This window comes from Streptomyces sp. NPDC002176 (assembly GCF_044903645.1).
In the GTDB taxonomy this organism is placed as follows: Bacteria; Actinomycetota; Actinomycetes; order Streptomycetales; family Streptomycetaceae; genus Streptomyces.
In genome coordinates, this window is the sequence record NZ_JBJDQW010000001.1 from 852,969 (window position 1) to 872,229 (window position 19,261).

Annotated in this window: 13 protein-coding genes; 6 read left to right on the forward strand and 7 right to left on the reverse strand. The window is 72.7% G+C overall.

Annotated features, from left to right (window positions below):
* Window positions 1–11: 11 nt before the first annotated feature.
* The 7 genes from ACI2LY_RS03710 to ACI2LY_RS03740 all read right to left on the reverse strand — a co-directional run bounded on the left by ACI2LY_RS03710 (window position 12) and on the right by ACI2LY_RS03740 (window position 6,910).
* Complete coding sequence (locus ACI2LY_RS03710; protein ID WP_404705685.1) at window positions 12–1,310, reverse strand: ATP-grasp domain-containing protein; 1,299 nt, start codon at window positions 1,308–1,310, stop codon at window positions 12–14.
* Complete coding sequence (locus tag ACI2LY_RS03715; RefSeq protein WP_404705686.1) at window positions 1,307–2,674, reverse strand: TrpB-like pyridoxal phosphate-dependent enzyme; 1,368 nt, start codon at window positions 2,672–2,674, stop codon at window positions 1,307–1,309. The genes ACI2LY_RS03710 and ACI2LY_RS03715 overlap by 4 nt, the downstream gene beginning before the upstream one ends.
* 1 nt (window position 2,675) lies before the next feature.
* Window positions 2,676–3,362: a transglutaminase family protein gene (locus ACI2LY_RS03720; protein ID WP_404705687.1), complete on the reverse strand. Its 687-nt coding sequence runs from the start codon at window positions 3,360–3,362 to the stop codon at window positions 2,676–2,678.
* A gap of 12 nt (window positions 3,363–3,374) precedes the next feature.
* On the reverse strand, window positions 3,375–4,541 hold the full coding sequence (locus ACI2LY_RS03725) for an acyl-CoA dehydrogenase family protein (protein ID WP_404705688.1): 1,167 nt from the start codon (window positions 4,539–4,541) through the stop codon (window positions 3,375–3,377).
* A gap of 11 nt (window positions 4,542–4,552) precedes the next feature.
* Window positions 4,553–4,930, reverse strand: coding sequence for an ectoine synthase (locus ACI2LY_RS03730; protein WP_404705689.1), 378 nt, complete (start codon window positions 4,928–4,930; stop codon window positions 4,553–4,555).
* Between the two features lie 5 nt (window positions 4,931–4,935).
* On the reverse strand, window positions 4,936–5,208 hold the full coding sequence (locus tag ACI2LY_RS03735) for an acyl carrier protein (RefSeq protein WP_404705690.1): 273 nt from the start codon (window positions 5,206–5,208) through the stop codon (window positions 4,936–4,938).
* A 97-nt stretch (window positions 5,209–5,305) separates the two neighbouring features.
* Window positions 5,306–6,910, reverse strand: a complete 1,605-nt coding sequence (locus ACI2LY_RS03740) for an AMP-binding protein (RefSeq protein WP_404705691.1) — start codon at window positions 6,908–6,910, stop codon at window positions 5,306–5,308.
* Between the two features lie 600 nt (window positions 6,911–7,510).
* Here ACI2LY_RS03740 and ACI2LY_RS03745 point away from each other — a divergent pair.
* From ACI2LY_RS03745 to ACI2LY_RS03770, 6 genes are read left to right on the forward strand one after another with little or no spacing between them, the layout of a single operon-like run.
* Entirely contained in the window at window positions 7,511–8,929 is a 1,419-nt protein-coding gene (locus ACI2LY_RS03745; RefSeq protein WP_404705692.1) for a 3-phosphoshikimate 1-carboxyvinyltransferase, read from the forward strand.
* Window positions 8,926–10,233, forward strand: coding sequence for an aspartate aminotransferase family protein (locus ACI2LY_RS03750; RefSeq protein ID WP_404705693.1), 1,308 nt, complete (start codon window positions 8,926–8,928; stop codon window positions 10,231–10,233). The genes ACI2LY_RS03745 and ACI2LY_RS03750 overlap by 4 nt, the downstream gene beginning before the upstream one ends.
* Window positions 10,230–11,489, forward strand: a complete 1,260-nt coding sequence (locus tag ACI2LY_RS03755; protein ID WP_404705694.1) for a Coenzyme F420 hydrogenase/dehydrogenase, beta subunit C-terminal domain — start codon at window positions 10,230–10,232, stop codon at window positions 11,487–11,489. The genes ACI2LY_RS03750 and ACI2LY_RS03755 overlap by 4 nt, the downstream gene beginning before the upstream one ends.
* A complete protein-coding gene (locus ACI2LY_RS03760; protein WP_404705695.1) occupies window positions 11,489–12,526 on the forward strand; it encodes a 3-hydroxyacyl-CoA dehydrogenase NAD-binding domain-containing protein in 1,038 nt (345 codons plus the stop codon). The genes ACI2LY_RS03755 and ACI2LY_RS03760 overlap by 1 nt, the downstream gene beginning before the upstream one ends.
* Window positions 12,523–14,520, forward strand: coding sequence for a non-ribosomal peptide synthetase (locus ACI2LY_RS03765; protein WP_404705696.1), 1,998 nt, complete (start codon window positions 12,523–12,525; stop codon window positions 14,518–14,520). The genes ACI2LY_RS03760 and ACI2LY_RS03765 overlap by 4 nt, the downstream gene beginning before the upstream one ends.
* The gene (locus ACI2LY_RS03770) at window positions 14,513–19,261 is read left to right on the forward strand and encodes a beta-ketoacyl synthase N-terminal-like domain-containing protein (protein ID WP_404705697.1); all 4,749 of its coding nucleotides are present in this window, start codon (window positions 14,513–14,515) and stop codon (window positions 19,259–19,261) included. The genes ACI2LY_RS03765 and ACI2LY_RS03770 overlap by 8 nt, the downstream gene beginning before the upstream one ends.

Here is a 19,261-nt window from a genome sequence, read left to right on the forward strand (position 1 = left end):
TGTCGCCGGGGTCAGGCGGGCCGGTCGCCCCGGGAGGCGTCGTAGAGGCCGTTCTTCTCCAGGTCGCGCAGTCGCCGGTAGTCCGCCTCGACCCGGGCGGGGTCGGCGGCGGCGAGGTACAGGTAGCCGGGTGAGGTGAACAGGTCGACGGTGCGGGGCAGCGGTGTGTCCTGCGGGACGGTGAGGACCAGGTCGACGAAGGAGTCGAGCGAGCGCAGCTCCGCCAGGTGCCCGGCCGACAGGACCGCCGCCTCGTACGGGTTGACGAGCGTCACGTACCGCAGTCGGGACGAGGGCCGGTAGCGGGGCAGTCTGCGTGCGAAGAGGTCCTCGGGGCGGGCGATGGCCCGTGCCATGCAGTCGAGTTGGTCGGTGCCGAGGAACCGCGAGACCACCGCGGGGGCGTGCGATCCACCGGCCCGCGCGGCGCTCTCGACGAGGACCGGCCCGCGCGCGGTGAGGATCACCTCGGTGTGCGCCGCGCCGTTGCGGATCTCCAGCGCGTCCAGGACGGACAGGACGTACGGCACGACGGTGGCGACCGCCGGGTCCTCGGGCGGCACCGGTTCCTCGAAGTCGTACATCGGACGGGCGCCGTCGATGGGGCTCTTGTGGTACCTCCACACCTCCACCAGGTGGTGGGACCCGTCGCGGCTCACGGTGTTGACGAAGTACTCGTCACCACGCAGGTACTCCTGGGCGAGCACCGTCGTGTTGTCACCGCCGTAGCGGTCGGTGTCGGCGGTGACGGCCTCGAACGCCTCCTTCAGGTCCTGCTCCGCGTGGCAGAAGCGGACGTTGTCCGTACCGGCGCTGGACCGCGGTTTGACCACCACCGGCCAGGAGTCGTGCTCGCGCGCCCACCGTGTCAGCTCCCGCGCGGACGAGGTGGCGATGCCCGCCGCGGTGGCCAGTCCGGCCTCCCGGACGGCCCGGGTCATCTCGTACTTGTCCCGCCGGGCCGTCGGCCGTGCCATGCCGTTGCCGGGCGTGCCGAGTTCGGCGGAGAGCCGGTCGGCGAGCAGGACGCCCGACTCGGTGCCCGCGATGACGAAGCCGACGCCGTGTGCGCGCAGCGCTCGGGCGGTGGCGGCCACGTCGCCGTGGTGCTGTATGTCCACGGCGAAGTCCCCCGCCGCCCGGCCCGCCATCTGGAGGTCCGGGGTGTCGGAGCGCACATGGACGCACGCGACCCGGTGCCGGGCCAGGGCCGCGGGCAGGAAGGCGCCCATGCCGTGGGCGTCGACGACGGCCGCCGTCCCGGCCCCCGCCACGGACGGCTCCGGATCGGCGGAGCTCCGCGCCGTCATACGGCGGTCACCTGCGGGATGCTCGACGCGGCCCGGGCCAGCGCCTCGTCGTCGGCCTCGGCCTCGGTCAGCTCACCGGCGAAGTACGAGTCGTAGGCGGCCAGGTCGAAGTGGCCGTGGCCGGAGAGACCGAACACGATGGCGCGGGAGACACCCTCCTCCCGGCACCGCACCGCCTCGTCGATGGCGACGCGGACGGCGTGCGTCGACTCGGGCGCGGGCAGGACGCCCTCGGCGCGGGCGAAGGTGACGCCCGCCTCCAGACAGGCGACCTGGCCGACGGCGACGGGCTCGATGAGCCCGTCCTCCACCGCGCGGCTGATCAGCGGAGCCATGCCGTGTGCGCGCAGCCCGCCCGCGTGCACGGCCGGTGGCACGAACGTGTGGCCGAGCGAGTGCATCCGGAACAGCGGGCCGAGCCTGCCGGTGTCGGCGTAGTCGTACACGACGGAGCCCTTGGTCAGGGTGGGGCAGGCGGCGGGCTCCGCCGCGATCACCCGCACCGGTGTGCCGCCGCGCAGCATGGCGCCCAGGAAGGGGAACGCGAGGCCCGCGAGGTTGCTGCCGCCGCCCGCGCAGCCGATCACGATGTCCGGGTGGTCGTCGGCCAGCTCCAGCTGCCGGAGGGCCTCCTGGCCGATCACGGTCTGGTGCAGCAGGACATGGTTGGCCCCGCTGCCGAGCACATAACCGAGTGAGGGGTCCTGGGCGAACGCCTCCAGCGCCTCCGAGGTGGCGATGCCGAGGCTGCCGGGGCAGTCCGGGTCGTCGGCGAGCACGGCCCGGCCGACCGCCGTCTGCGGGCTGGGGCTCGGCACGCAGGCCGCGCCGTACAGCTCCATCAGCGACCTGCGGTGGGGCTTCTGCCGGTAGCTCACCCTGACCATGTAGATCTTGGCGGTCAGGCCGAAGAACGAGGCGCTCAGCGCGGTGGCGCTGCCCCACTGGCCCGCGCCCGTCTCGGTGACCAGGCCCGTCTTACCGGCCAGCTTGTTGTAATAAGCCTGCGGGATGCCCGTGTTGGGTTTGTGGCTGCCGGTCGGTGCCACGCCCTCGTACTTGTAGTAGATCCGCGCCGGGGTGTCCAGGGCCCGCTCCAGACGGTGGGCGCGGAACAGCGGGGAGGGGCGCCACAGGGCGTACAACTCCCGTACCCGCTCGGGTATCTCGTAGGTGCGGTCCGTGCCGGTCTCCTGGTCGATCAGCGGCTCCGGCATGGTGTGGGCCATCTCGTCCCGCGTCAGGGGTTTGCCCGTGTCCGCGTTGAGCGCCGGTGCGAGGGGCGGGCCCGGCAGGTCCGCGGCGATGTTGTACCAGTGGGTCGGCATGTCGGCCTCGGCCAGCGTGAACTTCGTCCTCGGCATGTCAGGAACCCTCCACGGTGGTGGCCTCCGCGACGAGCGAGCCGGCGGCGGTCCGGTCCGCGCTCGCGAAGAGCAGCGGATGCGCCTGCCTGATGCCGTCGGTGACCAGGGAATAGGGAACGTCGTCGAACTCGCCGCGCTGGGCGAGGAACTCCATGTGCCGTCGCCCCTGCTCGTCGTAGGGGTGGTAGAGACTGTCCGTCCGGCCGTCGAAGTCGAGCGGCTTGATGCCGTAGAGGCGGCAGAGCAACTTGTTGAAGACCGGAGTGGCCTTGAGCCAGGTGCCGCCGAGGCGGACCGACGTGAGGCTGTGGAAGCGGAAGACGTCGCCCCCGACCAGCTCCCGCAGCCGCGGGGAGGCCAGGTGATTGCGTACGTCCGCGTAGACGATCCGGCTGGGCACGCCCACGGCGCGCAGCGCGGTCGCGTACACGATGGACTTGTGGACGCAGAAACCGGCGCCGCGCTCGATGACCCGGCTCGCCGTCAGACCCCGGCGGGACAGCTCGGCGTCGTAGACGTCGTACCGGATGCCGTCGCGGACGGCGTAGTACAGCGCGACGGCCCGGTCCGTGTCGGTGGCCGCGCCGGTGCCCGAGAGGGCCCGGTCGACGAACTCGCGGACCACCGGGGACTCGTGGTCGAGGAACTCCGTCGGGCTGAGAGTCGCGTCGGGGCTTGCCGTCATGTGCGCACTCCTCTAACCGCCCCGCACCGTGGGGGCTTTGTGCAGGCCCATGAACGAGGCGAGTCGCTGCCGTTGCGTTTCCGAGGTGCCGGAGTAGATGGTCCCGGCGACCGCGTTCCGCAGCTCCTTCTCGATTCCGTGCTCGGTGCTGTATCCGGCTCCGCCGAATATCTGCACCGCCGCGAGCGCCGACCGTACGTTCGCCTCGCTCACCACGAGTTTGGTGATGGCGAGGTCCGTGGCGATGCCCTGCTTCTCGGTGAACTTCTCCGCCGTGTCGTAGAGCCACTTCCGGGATGTCTCCACGTCCATCCGCATGTCGACGACCCGGTGGGAGATCGCCTGGTGGGAGCCGATGTTCACCCCGAACTGGACCCGGTCACGGACCTGGTCGACGCAGCGTTCCAGCCGGTGGGACATCTCGCCGAGGGTGGCCGCGAACCCGCACAGGATCTCCCACTTCATCACCTCGTCCAGGACGAGGAATCCCGAACCGACCGCTCCCAGCACGTGGGTGCCGGGCACCCGGACGTCGTCGAGGAACAGTTCGGAGGTGGGCGAGGTACGCAGGCCCATCTTCTCGATGGGCGCGCCGACGGCGAGGCCGGGCGTGTCCGTCGGGACCAGGAACGCGGTGATGCCGTCCAGGGCACCCGGCGCCCCGGTACGGGCGTAGACGATCACCAGGTCGGCGATCGGCCCGTTGCTCACGAACGACTTGTTGCCCTTGAGTACGAACGCGTCGCCGTCGGCCACGGCGGTGGTGCGCATGTTCAGCACGTCGGAACCGCCCTCCGGCTCGGTGATCGCGTGTGCTCCGATCACCGATCCGGCGCAGACGGCCCGCAGATGGCGCGCTTTCAGGGACTCCGAGCCGAAACGCTGCAGCGGTACGCCCGTGCTGACCAGGTGGGTGACGGCCGAGAAGGTCAGCCCGGCGTCGCGGCATGCGTGGCCGAGGCCCTCCAGGATGTACATCGTGGTCGGCAGGTCCAGCTCCGCGCCGCCCCACGCGGCGCCGAGGGGCGCCCCGAACAGCCCGATGTCGCGCAGTCCCGCCCAGCCGTCCCACGCGAAGCCGCCCGGACCGTCACGCTCCAGATGATCCGCGCCCACGGCCTCGCCGACCTTCTCGGCCGCGGCCCGCAGCGCCTGCTGCTCGTCGCTCCACCGCATCATTCGTGGCCCCCTCAGTACTGCGAGAACGCGTCCTCGTCCAGGGTGTGCCGCTCATCGCCCTGCAGCGGCGGGTTGAAGACGCTGATCAGCTCCAGATCGACGTCCGGAGCCGCGATCAGGAAGTGGGCGTCGTGCTCGTCGAGCGCGTAGAGGACGCCCGGGCGCAGTTCGTGCGTGGTGCCGCCGTCGGCCGTGGAGACCCAGCCGCGTCCGGAGATGCAGTAACAAGCCTCCAGGTGACGCCGGTACTCCAGCCGTGACTTGGTGCCCGCCCGGACCACGGTGTGGCAGAGGCTGAACCCCATCCGGTCGCCCCGCAGGAGGAAGCGATAGCTGAGGCCGTTTCCCCAGTCGACGGCCTTGACCTCTTCTTTCCTTCTGACGATCATCCCCGTCAGTCCCCGTCCGCGCGCGCGTAGGACAACTGCTGGGCGTGCTCCACGAACTCCCGTATCGCCGTGACGGAGCGGAACGAGCGTGGGGACAGCGCCAGGTCGTCGACCGGAATGGCATAGCGGCCGCGCAGCCACTCGATGAGTTCGAGCAGTTGCAGACTGCTCACCACTCCGCTGTCGAACAGGTCCAGCGAGGGCTCGAGTTCGTCGGCGGGAGTGCCGTGCAGATAGGTCGACACGATGTGCTCGGTGATCTCGCGTTCCAGACTCATGCAGGAATCTCCAGGGATCGAACGGCAGATGTGCGGGCACGACGGGGAACCGGACGGCATGGAAGTGACGGGGTGTCGGCCGTCGGCCCGCGGGAGGTCAGGCGAGCGCCGGGTCCGTCCGGAACGCGTCGCGGACGCGGGCCCGGTCGGGCTTCCCCGTCGGGCCGACGGGCAGCGGGTCCCGCGTGAGCCGCACGGTGGGCACGGCCGGACGCGCCAGCCGGGCGGAACAGTGCGCCAGGAGCTTCAGTCCGCTGAGGGCGGCCTCGGGGCGGGTCCGTACGAGGGCGCACAGACGGGTCCCGGCGAGGGTGTCGGGTACGGCGACGACGACGGCGTCCAGCACCTGCTCGTGGCTGAGGATCACCCGCTCCACCTCTTCGACGTTCACGCGCACACCGGCGGCCTTGACCTGGAAGTCGTTGCGGCCGACCAGGGTCAGTTCGCCGTCGGGGGCGCGCCGCACCAGGTCGCCGGTGCGGAACCAGTGGCGTGCCCCGGGTTCCGGGCCGTCCTGGAAGAATTTCTCGTCCGCCGCCTCGGAGCCGAGGTAGCCGTGGGCCTGGAACGGTGTGGAGACGGCAAGTTCGCCGATGCCCGGCCCGTCCAGGACCGCGTCCGCCCCCCGCAGGGACATGTGGACGCCGGGGAGCGGCTGTCCCAGGGGGAGCGTCTCGCGTTCGGCGGCCTCCTCGGCCGTGCACGAGTACATCAGGCTGTCGTTGGTCTCCGTGCATCCGTAGACGTTGTGGAACACGGCGTCCGGGAACATCCGCGCGATCGTGCCGCGCAGCGGACGAGGGGCGTGGTCGCCCGTCAGCAGGACGTGCCGGACGCCGGGGACGCGGTCCGGGGCCTTCGGCGCCTGGGTGAGCAGGCGGAAGAACAGGGGGACGGCCTGTACGACCTCGGGCCGGGTGTCGTGCAGGAGCCGCGCCAGATGGTGCGGGTCGGCGGCTCGTTCCGGGTCGACGAGGACCACACAGCCGCCCTGGCGCAGGGTGGTCCAGATGTCGAGCAGGGTGAGGTCGAAGTTCAGCGGCGCGTGGCTGAGGACTCTGGTGCCCGGTCCGATCCCGAAGGCGCCGCCCGCCCATGCGGTGAACCGGTCCACGGCCGCGCCGCCGAGCGGCACGAGCTTGGGAAGCCCGGTCGATCCCGAGGTGGAGAGAAGGAGGCTCGTGTCCGGCGGCATGGCGGCCGCGGGCGGTGCGGGCTCGGTGGCGGGTCGGGAGGCGGGTTCACCGGGGCGGGCGGGCCGTTCGTCGTCGTCCGCCACACCGTCGTCCGCTGTCACCAGGTCCGGACAGCCGGCCTGCCGCGACAGCCGGTCCAGCGCGTCGTGTCCGATGTCGGGCGACGGCAGGAACACCGTCCGGCCCGCCGCGAGACACGCGAGGACCATCGCGATCGATTCCGGCGACTTCCTGCTCCGCAGGCCGATCGGCTTATTTCTCGGCGCCGCGGATAAACCGATCCTGTCGGCGGCCCGTCGACCGAGTTCTGCCAGATCGGCGTAGGTGACGGCGGTGCCGTTCCATAAGAGCGCCGACGCGTCCGGAGTTCTCCTGGCATGGGCGAGAATATCGCCCGCCAATAATTCTGACACCTGTCTCCCCGTATCCCGGTATCCCCCGCAGGAAACCGCTCTCCACCGTGAGTCCGGTTCCGACTCCGGCCGCCTTGGCGACGATACCCCCACGGCCAACAGAAATCACCCGAGATTTTCCATCGCCTCGGGGATCGTCCTCGCATGGCCTCTGAGCAGGCATTCTTGTAAAATTTTTGACCTTTGCGAGCAAATTTTTTGACCCGAGGAGGCCCCGGAAACAAAAACTTTCGGCCGGAATGGCTCATTCCGCCAGGGTCCTTTCAGGACAGCGTCGACGGATCATTTTTAGACAAGAAGATCCGGCCCTCAACTTCAGAACCCGCTGCCCCGCACCGTTACGACCCGTCGCGGGACACGTCCGATTCCATCGGCCCGCTGTTGACACGGGCCAGGACCTGTGAGAGAAATCTGCGGTCAATCGATCATCGTTTTCGCTGCAATCCGAGCCACTGCACCACCCGGAACACTGCTTTCGCCCATTCCGTCAGTGGAGTTGATGAGTGAGCCGCAACGATGTGACCCGCGGATCGGGCGGGTAGACACCCCTCTTCCTCCTCCTTTCTTCCTCCTCCTTTTCCTTTCGGCCGGCACGCGGGATCTCCCGGGGTGCGGGCCGAGAGCCGTGCCCGCGCGCCGCCTTGGCCGTGCCCCTCCCCCCACGGACGGCAGATCACGTTATGGAGCATGTGCGTGCTTGAGACGTCACCCTTCGACAGGCCGGGAACCAGATCGGCCGACCTCGTGGTGGACGGGGGACGGCCGCCGCACCCGGTGGCCGCCCGCTCCGTCACGGTGCCCGGCGACAAATCGGTGAGCCATCGCGCCCTGCTGGCGGCGATGCTTCCCGGCGCCCCGTCCCGGCTCACCGTGCGCAACGCCAACCTGGGCGGCGCGGTGCGCGCGCTGCTCCCGGCCATGCGGGCCCTGGGACACCGCATCACCATGGCCGAGGACACCCTCACGGTCGAGCACGGCGGCCTCGTCACCCCGCAGCCCGGACGCCCGCACCCGGACATCTCACGCTGGCCGGACGGCGTGCCGTACCTCGAGACAGGCGGGTCCAGCGCCGCCGCACGGCTGCTCATCGGTGTGCTCGCCGGTCTCGGCACCACCGCCGTGGTCGACGGCGACGAGACCCTGCGGCACCGGCCCATGTCCTGGCTCGTCGAGCCGTTGACCCGGCTCGGCGCGGACATCGTCCACCTGGGCGAGGCCGGTCGGCTGCCCGTGCTGGTGCGCGGCGCGGTGCACCGGCCCGGCACCGTCGAGCTGACGGTCGGGAGCGCCCAGGCGAGATCCGGAGTGCTGCTCGCCGCGGTCGCCGCCGGTCTCCCGGTGACGGTGCGCCATCCCGTGCGCTCCCGGGACCACACCGAGCGCATGCTCGCCGCGTTCGGCGCGGCCCTGACCGAGTCCCCCGGCGAAGTCCGCTATGACGGCGGCCCCGTCACCGTGCCGCCGGTCGTCGACGTACCCGCCGACCCCTCGCTCGCCGCGTACCCCGTGGCCGCGTGGCTGCTCACGGGTGACGGCGGGGAGCTGAGCGTGCCGGACGTCTGTCTGAACCCGACCAGGCTCGGCTTCTTCGACGTCTTGCGCCGGGCGGGCGCCGACATCCGCTACCGCGACACGCGCCCGGGGTCCAGCGGGGAGCCGGTCGGCACGATCGTGGTCCGGGGCGGCACCGAGGGCGTCGACGGCGTACGCGTGGACGACCCCGCCACCCTGCACGCGCTGATCGACGAGGTACCTCTCCTGGCAGCCGTCGCCAGCACGCTCCCCGGTGCGTCCTGGATCGGCTGCGCGGAGGAGTTGCGCTTCAAGGAGACCGACCGGCTGACGACCACGGCGGGTATGGCCGCCGCCTTCGGGGCTCGGATCGAGGTCGCCGACGACGGGCTGCTGGTGAAGGGCGGCGCACCGCTGTCCGCCGGTCGTGTGCCCAGTTACGAGGACCACCGCATCGCCATGGCCGCCGCGACCCTGGCGACCCGTCTGCCCGGCCGCACCACCGTGTCCGGCGGTGCCTGCCACCGGACGTCCTTTCCCGACTTCGCCGAGGTACAGCGTGCCGTCGGCGCGACGATCACCGAGGTCACCCCACGATGAACAGCAACCGCGAGAAAACCGTGGCAGAGGCGCGGTCCACCGGCACCACTCTGGGGCCGGAGTTCCACAGCGGACAGGGCCCCTGGTTGTACACCGCCGACGGCACCGCCTGGTTCGACGCCACGTCGGGCAGCGGCGCGGCGACGCTGGGCCATCAGCACCCCGCGGTCGTCGCGGCGGCCACGGCCCAGCTCGGCCGACTGGTGCACACCGGCTGCAAGCTCGGCTCGGACGCCCGGACCGACCTCGTGCGCCGACTGGGCGAGCTCTCCCCGTACCGGTCGCCCGCCGTGCTGCCCACGGTGACCGGTGCCGAGGCGGTCGAGAGCGCGCTGAAGATCGCCCGCGCGGCCACCGGGCACCGGACCGTGGTCGGCTTCACCCACGGGTACCACGGCAAGACCGCCGGCGCCCTGGGACTGACCTGGCGAGCGGAGTTCAGGCGGTACAGCGCGCTTCCGCCCGACGCCGTCGTCACCGCGTCCCTGCCCGAACTGCGCGGCCCCGGAGCGGTGAGCCCCGAGGACACGGCCGCGTTCCTGGCCGGTCTCGAAGCGGCGCTGGACCGCGCCGACCGGCTGGGCGGGACGGCCGCCGTCTTCCTGGAACCGGTGCAGGTCACCGAGGGCGTTCTGATCGTCCCGCCCGCCCTGCTGGACGAGATCGCCCGGGCCGCGCACGCGCGGGGAGCGCTGCTCGTGCTGGACGAGATCTACACCGGGCTGGGGCGCGCGGGCCGGATGTTCACCGCCGAGCTCATGTCCGAGACGCCCGACCTGACCCTCGTGGGCAAGACACTCGGCAACGGGTTCCCGATCGGCGCCGTCGTCGGCGAGCGCGAGGTGGTGGACGCGCTGCCCGCCGGGGTGCAGACCTCCACGTTCTCCGGGAGCCCGGTGAGCTGCGCGGCGGCCGCCGCGGTGCTGGAGACCGTGATGGCCGAGGCGCTGCCCGCCCGGGCCCGCACCCTGGGCGGACTGCTGGCGGACGATCTGGCCCGGCTGGCGAAGACCTTCCCGTGGCTGAACCGGGTGCGCACGGCCGGTGCGCTGGCCGCCTTCGACTGCGTCCTGGACGGACGGCCCGACCCGGGTCTGGCCCGCGGGGTCAGGGAGGCCGCGCTGCGCGGACGGCTGCTGCTGTTCGGCGGCGGCCCGGAGGACGCCACCATCAAGATCGTCCCGCCCGCGCTGCTGAGCGGGAGCGACTACGACTTCCTGATCACGAGCCTGACCGCGGCGATCGAGGAGGCGGGCCGCGCCCTGCCCGTCGCGGCCGACGCGGGGGCGGAGATCCGGCGATGAGCTTCGAACAGCTGGCCAAGGACGTGCTGGAGAACGCCCTGTGCACGGTGTGCGGAGCCTGCCAACTGGCCTGCCCGCCCGGTGTCATCGGCTTCGACGGCCTCAACCCGGTGCTGACCGAGCCCGCCTGGACCGAGTCCGACTGCGGCACCTGCGGCGACTGCCTGGACGTCTGCCCTGGGTCCGACCCGCAGACCCCGCGCTCCGAGGAGCGTCTGTTCGGCCGGACCCGTACCCCGGAGGAACGGTGGACCGGCATCTTCTCCGAGGTGCTCGCCGGGCACTCCCTCGCCCCCTCGGTCTACGAGTCCTCCGCCAGCGGGGGCAGCCTCACCACGCTGCTGCAGACCGCCCTGCTGGCCCTGGACGTGGATGTCGTCCTGTCGATGGGCCGGGACCCCGACGAGCCGTGGCGGGCCGCTCCGGCGGTCGTCCGGGACCCGGCGGAGCTGACCGAGACCGCCCAGTCCACCTACCAACTGGCGCCTTACCTGGGCGCGTTGCGTCAGGTGATGGACGAGGAGCCCGATGCCAGGGTGGCGTTGACGGGCGTGGCCTGCCACATCCAGGCCATGCGCAAGCTCCAGGGGATGGACACCGGGGCGGGCCGGTGGGCCCGTGACCATGTGGTGCTCATGCTGGAACCGGCCTGCTCCTCCAGCACCCGCCCCGAGGGGACCCGTTCGGTGATCGAACGGCGGGCCCTGGTCCCGGCCGAGTCGGTGGTCCGGCTGCGCTACCGCGAGGGCGACTATCCCGGCGACATCGCCATCCGCACCGACGACGGGGAGCGGCACACCGTCCCGTTCTGGCAGGCCGTGCGCGACTTCGCGGGCAACAAGACCCACCGCTGCCTCTCGTGCGGCGACTGGATGTCGGGCCTCGCCGACGTGAGCGTCAGCGACGGCGACCCGAACATCTTCGCCGCGAGCGTGAACCGCAGCGAACAGACCAAGCACGGGCGCGTGTTCGTCCGTACCGGAGCCGGTGCCGACGCGGTCTCCGCGGCGGTCGCGCACCGGTTGCTGTCCGTGCGTCCGGTCGAACTGCGCGGCCTCAACCTGGGTCTGGAGCGCAAACGCAACCGGCGGGCCTCCTACGAGCAGGCCGACGCGGTCATACCGGCCGGGCCCATCCCGGGCCACCGGGAGGAACTGGACATCGTCCCCGACGCGCGCTGGATCGCGGCTCCGGAGGGCACGGACCCGGACGAGACCGCCGCGGACAGGGCGGCGCGACGAGAGGGGAACGAGTGATGCCGACCGGCACCGCCCACCTGGCCTCGCGCCGACTCCTCGCGGGCGGGCACCCGCTGCCGCGCGTCGGGGAGGTGCGCACCGGCCCGCCCGGCGTCGGCGAGCTACGGGTCCGGGCCGCGTACAGCCTGGTCAGCCCGGGCACCGAACTGCACTACCTGGACCGCTTCGCCGACACGGCACAGGACTTCCCTCTCGGCTACTGCTCGGCCGGTGTGGTGGACGCGGTCGGCGCGGACGCGCCCGGGTTCGCCGTCGGGGACCGGGTGATCGCGATGGGCTGGGGCGAGGCCGTGCACGGTGACGTGATCGTCGTACCGCACCGGCTGTGCCGTCCCGTCCCGGACGACATGGATCTGGCGGACGCGGTGGTGGCCAACCTCGCCGCGACGGCCGTGCACGCCGTGGACCGTGCGGTGCTGCGGCCCGGTGACGAGACCGCGGTCGTCGGCGCCGGGATGGTCGGCCTGCTGATCGCGCAGATCACCGCCGCCCGGGGACACCGGACCACCGTCCTGGACGTGCGTCCGCACCGGGCGACCACCGCGGCGGCCCTGGGACTGGGCGCCCACGTCGGACGCAGCTTCCCCGAGGACCGGGCGGCGGCACCGGCCGAGGGCGGCCGCTGTGTCTTCCTGTGCGTCACCGGCGAGGCGGGCGACACGCTCGCCGCGGCGGCCCACTGGGCGGCCCGCGCCCCGGGCCGACCACGTCTGATCGGGGTGGGCCGCTTCACCGCGCGCGTCGATTTCAGCGTCGAGCTGGGCAACGTGGACATCCGCTACGCGGCCCGCTGCGGTGCCGGATACCGCGATCCGTCGTACGCCCGCGGGCTCACCGAGGTCACCGCGCCCGAGGGCGAGGGCACCGTCACCGAGAACCTGGGGCGGGCGCTGGACCTGATCGGTGCCGGAGCCATCCGGCCGGACCTGCTGGGCCTGCCCAGACTGCCGCTGGAGCGGGCCGCCGAGGCATACGCGGAGCTGCGCGAACGCCCGGCGCACCCAGCCGTGATCTTCGACTACGGACAGAGGTGAGTCCCCTGAGGACGAACGCCCCCGGGCCCGCCGCACCCGACGCTGTCGGCGGTCACCGCCCCTTCCCGGCCCCCGCCGAGGCCCGCACCCTGTCCCACCGGTTCCTGGCCATGGCCGCCGCCCATCCCGGCCGGGAGGCGGTCGTCACCCCGCAGGCCCGCTGGACCTACGCGGAGACCCGCGAGAGGTCCGCACGGGTCGCCCAGGGGCTGAGTGCCGCGGGCCTGAACCCGGGAGAACGGGTCGGGCTGCTGTTCTCCCACGGCGCGGAGATGATCGCGGCCCTGCTCGGCGTACTGCGGGCCGGGCTGTCGTACGTACCGCTGGACGCGTCGTATCCGCCGGAGCGGCTCGCCTTCATGGTGGCCGACTCGGGCGTGCACGCCCTGGTCACCGGTGGCCCGCAGTCCGCCCTGGCGACCCGTCTGGCGGCCGAGGCCGGGCTGCCCGCCGGGGCGGTGCTGTCGTACGAGGACCTCACACGGCCCGCCCACCCCGGTGCCGAGGCGGACGTCGACCGCGCCCTCCCCGACGCCGAGGCGTACGTGCTCTACACCTCCGGGTCCACGGGGCGGCCGAAGGCCGTGTCCCAGCCGCACCGCAACGTGCTGCACCACACCAGGGCCTGGGTCGACGGTCTGCGCGTCGGCCCGGCCGACCGGCTGTCGCTGCAGTCCGCCTACAGCTGGGACTCGGCGGTCCAGGACACCTTCTCGGCCCTGCTGACCGGGGCCGCGCTGTACCCGGTCGACCTCAAGGCGCTGGGGGTCACGGGCCTGCTGGAGTGGATGCACACCGAGCGGATCAGCGTCTACCACTCGACGCTGCCGGTGTTCCGGGCGCTGGTGCGGGCGATGGAGAGCCGCGGCATCCGGCTGCCCGCGATGCGGATGCTGGCCCTCGGCGGGGACACCCTGCACCTCGCCGACCTGGATGCCTGCCGACGGCACTTCGACGCCGCGTGCCGCGTGGCCGGTGCGTACGGGTCCACCGAGTGTTCCTGCGCCCTGCTGCGCGTCGCCGACCTCGGCTACCGGCCGCCGACCGGCGTGTTCCCGCTGGGCTTCCCGGTGACCGGGACGGAGGTGCGGCTCACCGACGCCGACGGCCGCACCGTCGAGGGCGCGGGCGAGGGCGAGATCGTCGTCGTCAGCGACCACCTCGCCCCGGGCGCCACTGCCGACGGACGGACCTACCGCACCGGCGACCTCGCGCGCCGCCTGGACGACGGGACGCTGCTGCTCGTCGGACGCCGCGACTTCCAGGTGAAGATCTCCGGCATCCGGGTGGAGACCGGCGAGGTGGAGAGCGCGCTGAAACAGCTGCCGGAGATCCGGGAGGCGGTGGTCGCGCCGTTCACGGACCGGCTGGGCGAACGTCAGCTCGTCGCGTACGTGGTGCCCGGCGACGGCGTCGCACCCGAGGGGCCGGTCCTGCGGGCCGCGCTGCGCCGGGTCCTGCCCGACCACGCCGTGCCCACGGCGTACCTCGCCCTGGCCGAGCTGCCGCTGACGGCGAACCACAAGATCGACCGGGCCGCGCTGCCCGACCCGGTCACCGAGCAGGACCGGCAGGGCCCGTCCGAGGGCCGCCCGCAGACTCCCGGCACGGGCGTGGAGGAGGCCGTCGTCGCCGCCTGGCGCGAGGTGCTCGGGGTGCGCAGGCCGGGCCCGGACGACAACTTCTTCGACCTGGGCGGCACTTCGCTGCGCATGACCGGCGTGCACGAGCTCCTCACCCGCACCGTCGCCCCCGGCCTGCGGATGACCGACCTGTACGAGGCGCCCACGGTGCGCTCCCTGGTCCGGCTGATCTCGGCGTCCGGCGCGGGATCGTCCGCGACCGGTGCCGCCTGGGGACAGAGCCGCGGCGAGCGCCGCCGCGCGGCGGCCCGCGCACCCCGCCGGACGTCGGCCCGCACCCCCCGCAGCCCGTATCCGAGCCCGCTGCCCGGCGAGGCTCATGACAGCGCCTCAGGAGGCACACGTGACTGAACAGCCGCACCAGGACCCCCTGTCCGGGCGCATCGCCGTGGTGGGCCTCGACTGCCGTCTGCCGGGCGCCCGCGACCACACCGAGTTCTGGCGCAACCTCGTCGCGGGCACGAGCCACCTCACGGACCTCGACGAGGAGACCCTGCGGGCCGCGGGGGTGCCGGAGGAGGCGTTCGCCCACCCCCGTTACGTGCGGCGGGCGGCCGTCGTGGAGGACACCGACAAGTTCGACGCGTCGTTCTTCTTCCTCAGCTCCCGCGAAGCCGAGCGCATGGACCCGCAGTTGCGGCTCTTCCTCCAGGCGGCGTGGTCCGCGCTGGAGCACAGCGGGCATGACTCGGAGGTCTACGACGGCCGTATCGGGATCTTCGCCGGGTCGATGACCAGCACGTATCTGCTGAACAACGTGCTCACCGGGGAGCGCGGGTTCAACGGCTCGCTCCAGCGCATGCACCAGGACATGGCCACGCTGATGGGCAACGACCCCAACTACCTGACCACCCGCGCCTCCTACCACCTGAAGGTCACCGGCCCGAGCATCGCGGTGCAGACCGCGTGCTCCACCTCCCTGGTCGCGGTGCACCTCGCCGCGCAGAGCCTGCTGACCCAGGAGTGCGACGTCGCGCTGGCGGGCGGGGTGGCGCTGCGCTTCCCGCAGGAGGCCGGTTACGTCCACGAGCCCGACGGCGTCACCTCGCGCACCGGGGTCGTCCGCCCGTTCGACGCGAACGCGGACGGCACCGTCTTCGGCAACGGCGTCGGAGTCGTCGTGCTCAAGCGCCTGGAGGACGCGCTGGCCGAAGGGGACACCATCTGGGCGGTGCTGCGCGGCTCGGCGGTGGGCAATGACGGCAACGACCGCGCCGGCTACACCGCGCCCGGCGTCTCCGGTCAGGCCGCCGTCCTCGGCGAGGCCCTCGCGGTCGCCGACGTGGACCCGGCCACGGTCAGCTACCTGGAGGCGCACGGCACCGGGACCCGGATGGGCGACCCGATCGAGCTGTCCGCCGCCGCCCAGGTGTACCAGGTGCCCGGCGCCACCCCGCTCACCCTGGGCTCGGTCAAGGCCAACATCGGGCATCTCAGTACGGCGGCCGGGGTCGCCGGGCTGATCAAGTGCGTCCTGATGCTGCGTCACCGCACCCTGGTGCCCACCCCGCACTTCACCGAGTGGAACCCGGACTGCCCGGTCGACGGCACCCGCTTCCAGGTCGGCACGGAGGTCCGGCCGTGGCGGACCGGTGGAGGTGACGGCCCGCTGCGCTGCGCCGTCACCTCCACCGGCATGGGCGGAACCACCGCGCACATCGTCCTGGAGGAGGCGCCGCGGACCGCGGCCGCCCCCGCCGGGACGGCGACCGCACCCCCCATGGTCGTGATCCCGGTCTCCGCCAAGTCACCGGCGGCGCTGGAGAAGGCGCGTCACGCGCTCGCCGACCACCTGGACGAGACCACGCCGCGGGACTCCACCGACGCGGCCGACGACACCTACCTGGACGACGTGGCCTACACCCAGGCCACCACCCGGCACACCTTCGACTACCGGGCCGTCGTCACCGCGCCGGACCGGGCGACCGCCGTACAGGCGCTGCGCGCCGCCGATCCCCGGTTCGTGTTCCAGGACTCCGGCCACCCCGCCGACCGCCGGGTCACCTTCCTGCTGCCCGGACAGGGCGCCCAGTACCCGGGCATGGGCCGGGGCTGGTACGAGCACCTGCCCGTCTTCCGCGCCACCCTCGACGAGTGCGCCGAACTGCTGACCCCCCACCTCGCCCTCGACCTGAGGGACGCCCTCTTCCCGGAACCGCGCGGCCACGAGGGCGAGCGGCTGGACCTCGACCGCACCGCGCTCACCCAACCCGCCCTGTTCGCCGTCGAGTACGCGCTGGCGCGGCAGTGGATGTCCTGGGGCATCCGTCCCTCCGCCCTGATCGGCCACAGCGTGGGCGAGTACGTCGCCGCCACCCTGGCCGGGGTGTTCACCCTGCCCGACGCCCTGCGGGTGATCGCCGAGCGCGGCCGTCTCGTGGACGCGCTGCCCGGTGGTGTGATGCGGGCGGTGATGGCCACCCCCGAGGAGGTGACCCGCCACCTCGTCGACGGAGTCGACCTGGCGGCGGTGAACGAGCCCGGGGTGTGCACGATCGCCGGGCCCAAGGAGGCGATGGGCGAGGTGACCGCGGCGCTGACCGCGGCAGGCATCACCCACCGCAAGGTCGCCACCTCGCACGCCTTCCACTCCGCCCTGATGGAGGCCGCGCGGGCGCCCCTCACGGAGGTGCTGCGCGGGGTCGAACTGCGCCGTCCGCGAATCCCCTTCCTGTCCAACCGGACCGGTACCTGGATCCGCGACGAGGAGGCCACCGACCCCGCCTACTGGGGGGCGCACCTGCGGGAGACGGTCCGGTTCTCGGACTGTGTGGCGACCGCGTTGGACGAGGGGGACCAGGTCTTCGTCGAGGTGGGTCCCGGTCACACCCTGGCCACCTTCGTCCGCCGCCATCCCGACCGGCAGACCGGGATTCCCGTCATCACCTCCACGGCCCGCGGCAAGGACCCGGCCGCCGACCTGACCGCGCTGACCGCCGCCCTGGGCCGGTTGTGGGCGATGGGACTGACCCCGGACTGGGCGGCCTACTACGCGGGCCGCGGCCGCCGCAAGGCTCCCCTGCCCACGTACCCCTTCGAAGGCACCCGGTACTGGGTGGAGCCCGGCTCGGGCGTCCTGACCGGAGCGGGCGGCACCACGAGGCGCACGCCGGGCAAGCTGCCCCTGGACGAGTGGTTCTCGACGCCGGTGTGGCGGCCCGCCGTGGGCACGCTCGACGCCGACGCCGAACCGCTGACGGAGTCCGTGCTGCTGTTCGCCGACCCCGAGGGCACCGCCGCCCGCCTCGCCGGGCACGCCTTCGCGGGCGCGGTGCTCACCGTCACCGCGGGCGACGCGTACGGCCGGGACGGTGACGCCTTCACCGTCCAGGCCGACTCCGAGGAGGACCACAGCCGACTGGTCGGCGAACTCCTCGCCGAGAACCGGCTGCCCGGCCGGATCGTGCACGCCTGGTCCACCGCTCCGCTGCCCGCCGAACGGGGAATCGAGCGGTTCGAACAGGCCCAGCGGGGCGGGCTGTACAGCCTGATCGCCCTGGTGAAGGCGTTCAGCAAGCACGACGTCACCAGCCCGATCCAGCTGGACCTGATCAGCGCCGGAGCGTACGCCGTCACGTCCGCCGAACCGGAACCGGCCGCCGAACTGGTGTCGCTGGCGGTCGCGGCCCGGGTCATCGGCCAGGAGCACGGCAACATCGGCGCACGCCACTTCGACCTCCCGGCCGACGTGGACGAGCGCTCGCTGCGCACCCTCGCCGCCGAGCTCACCGGGCAGCGGTCGCCGGAGCTGGCCGTCACCCTGCGCGGCGACAGCCGCTGGACCGCCGACCTGGCACCGGTGCGCGCCGACTGGTCCGCCGCGGCCCGGTCCCGGCTCCGGGACGGCGGCGTCTACCTCATCACGGGCGGCCTCGGCGAGATCGGCTCCCTGATCGCCCGGTGGCTGTACCAGGAGTGCGGGGCACGGCTGGCCCTGCTGACCCGGGACCCGCTGCCCGACCGCGCGGAGTGGGACGACTGGCTCGCCGGTCATGACGCCGACGACGAGACGGCACTGCGCATCACGCGGCTGCGCGAGCTGGAAGCCGCCGGGGCCGAGACCTTCCTGGTCCACACGGACGTGGCCGAGGTCGACGGTCTGCGCGCGGCCGTGGAGCGCGTCGAGGGGCGCTTCGGGGCACTGCACGGCGTGGTCCACGCGGCGGGCCTGCCCAGCGAGCAGTGGGACCGCGCGATCACCGGCGCGGGCGTGGAGCAGTGCCAGTGGCACTTCGTTCCCAAGGCGCACGGTCAGATCGCCCTGGAGCAGGTGCTCGCCGACCGTCCGGTCGACTTCTGCCTGATGCTCTCCTCGCTGGCGGGAGTCCTCGGTGGGCTGCGGCTGCTGGCCTACGGCGCGGCCAACCACTTCATGGACGCGGCCGCGGAACGGGCCAACCGGGGCCTGGACCGCACGGTGTGGATCAGCGCGGCCTGGGACGTCTGGCAGCACCACCAGGACGAGAAGCGGGCGATCTCGGCCATCGGGCGGAGCATGGACGACAAGGCGATCCAGCCCGACGAGGGGCTGGAGGCCATCCGCCGACTGCTGACCCTGCGGGACGTCTCCCATGTGGCGGTGTCCACGTGGGACATCGGGCACCGCCTGGACCAGTGGGTGCGCGACGAACGGATCGCACGGCCGACCGCCCCCACCGCCGCGCCCGGCCCACGCGGCGGGACGGAGACGGCGGGTGACCTCACCGAGCAGGTGACCCGGCTGGTGCGGGACGCGCTGGGCGAGGAGTCGCTGCCGCCGTCCGGCGACATCTTCGAGTCCGGCGGCGACTCGCTGCTCATCGTGAAGCTGCTGTCCGACATCCGCGAGTTCTTCTCCGTGGAGGTGCCGTTGGCCGACGTGCTCGCCGATCCGACACCGGCCGCCCTGGCCGGACTCGTCCAGCAGCGCCTGGACGCCCGGGTGGAGGCCGAAAGCGCCGCCGTACCCGCCGACGCCGACGCCGACGAGATCGAGGCACTGGCGGCGGAACTGGCCGCGCTGGACCCGGACCTCACCGAGCGGCTGCTGTCCGAGGCCGCGGGCGGGGCCCCGGGCGAAGGCGCCGACGAACCCCAGCGAGAGGGGCACTGA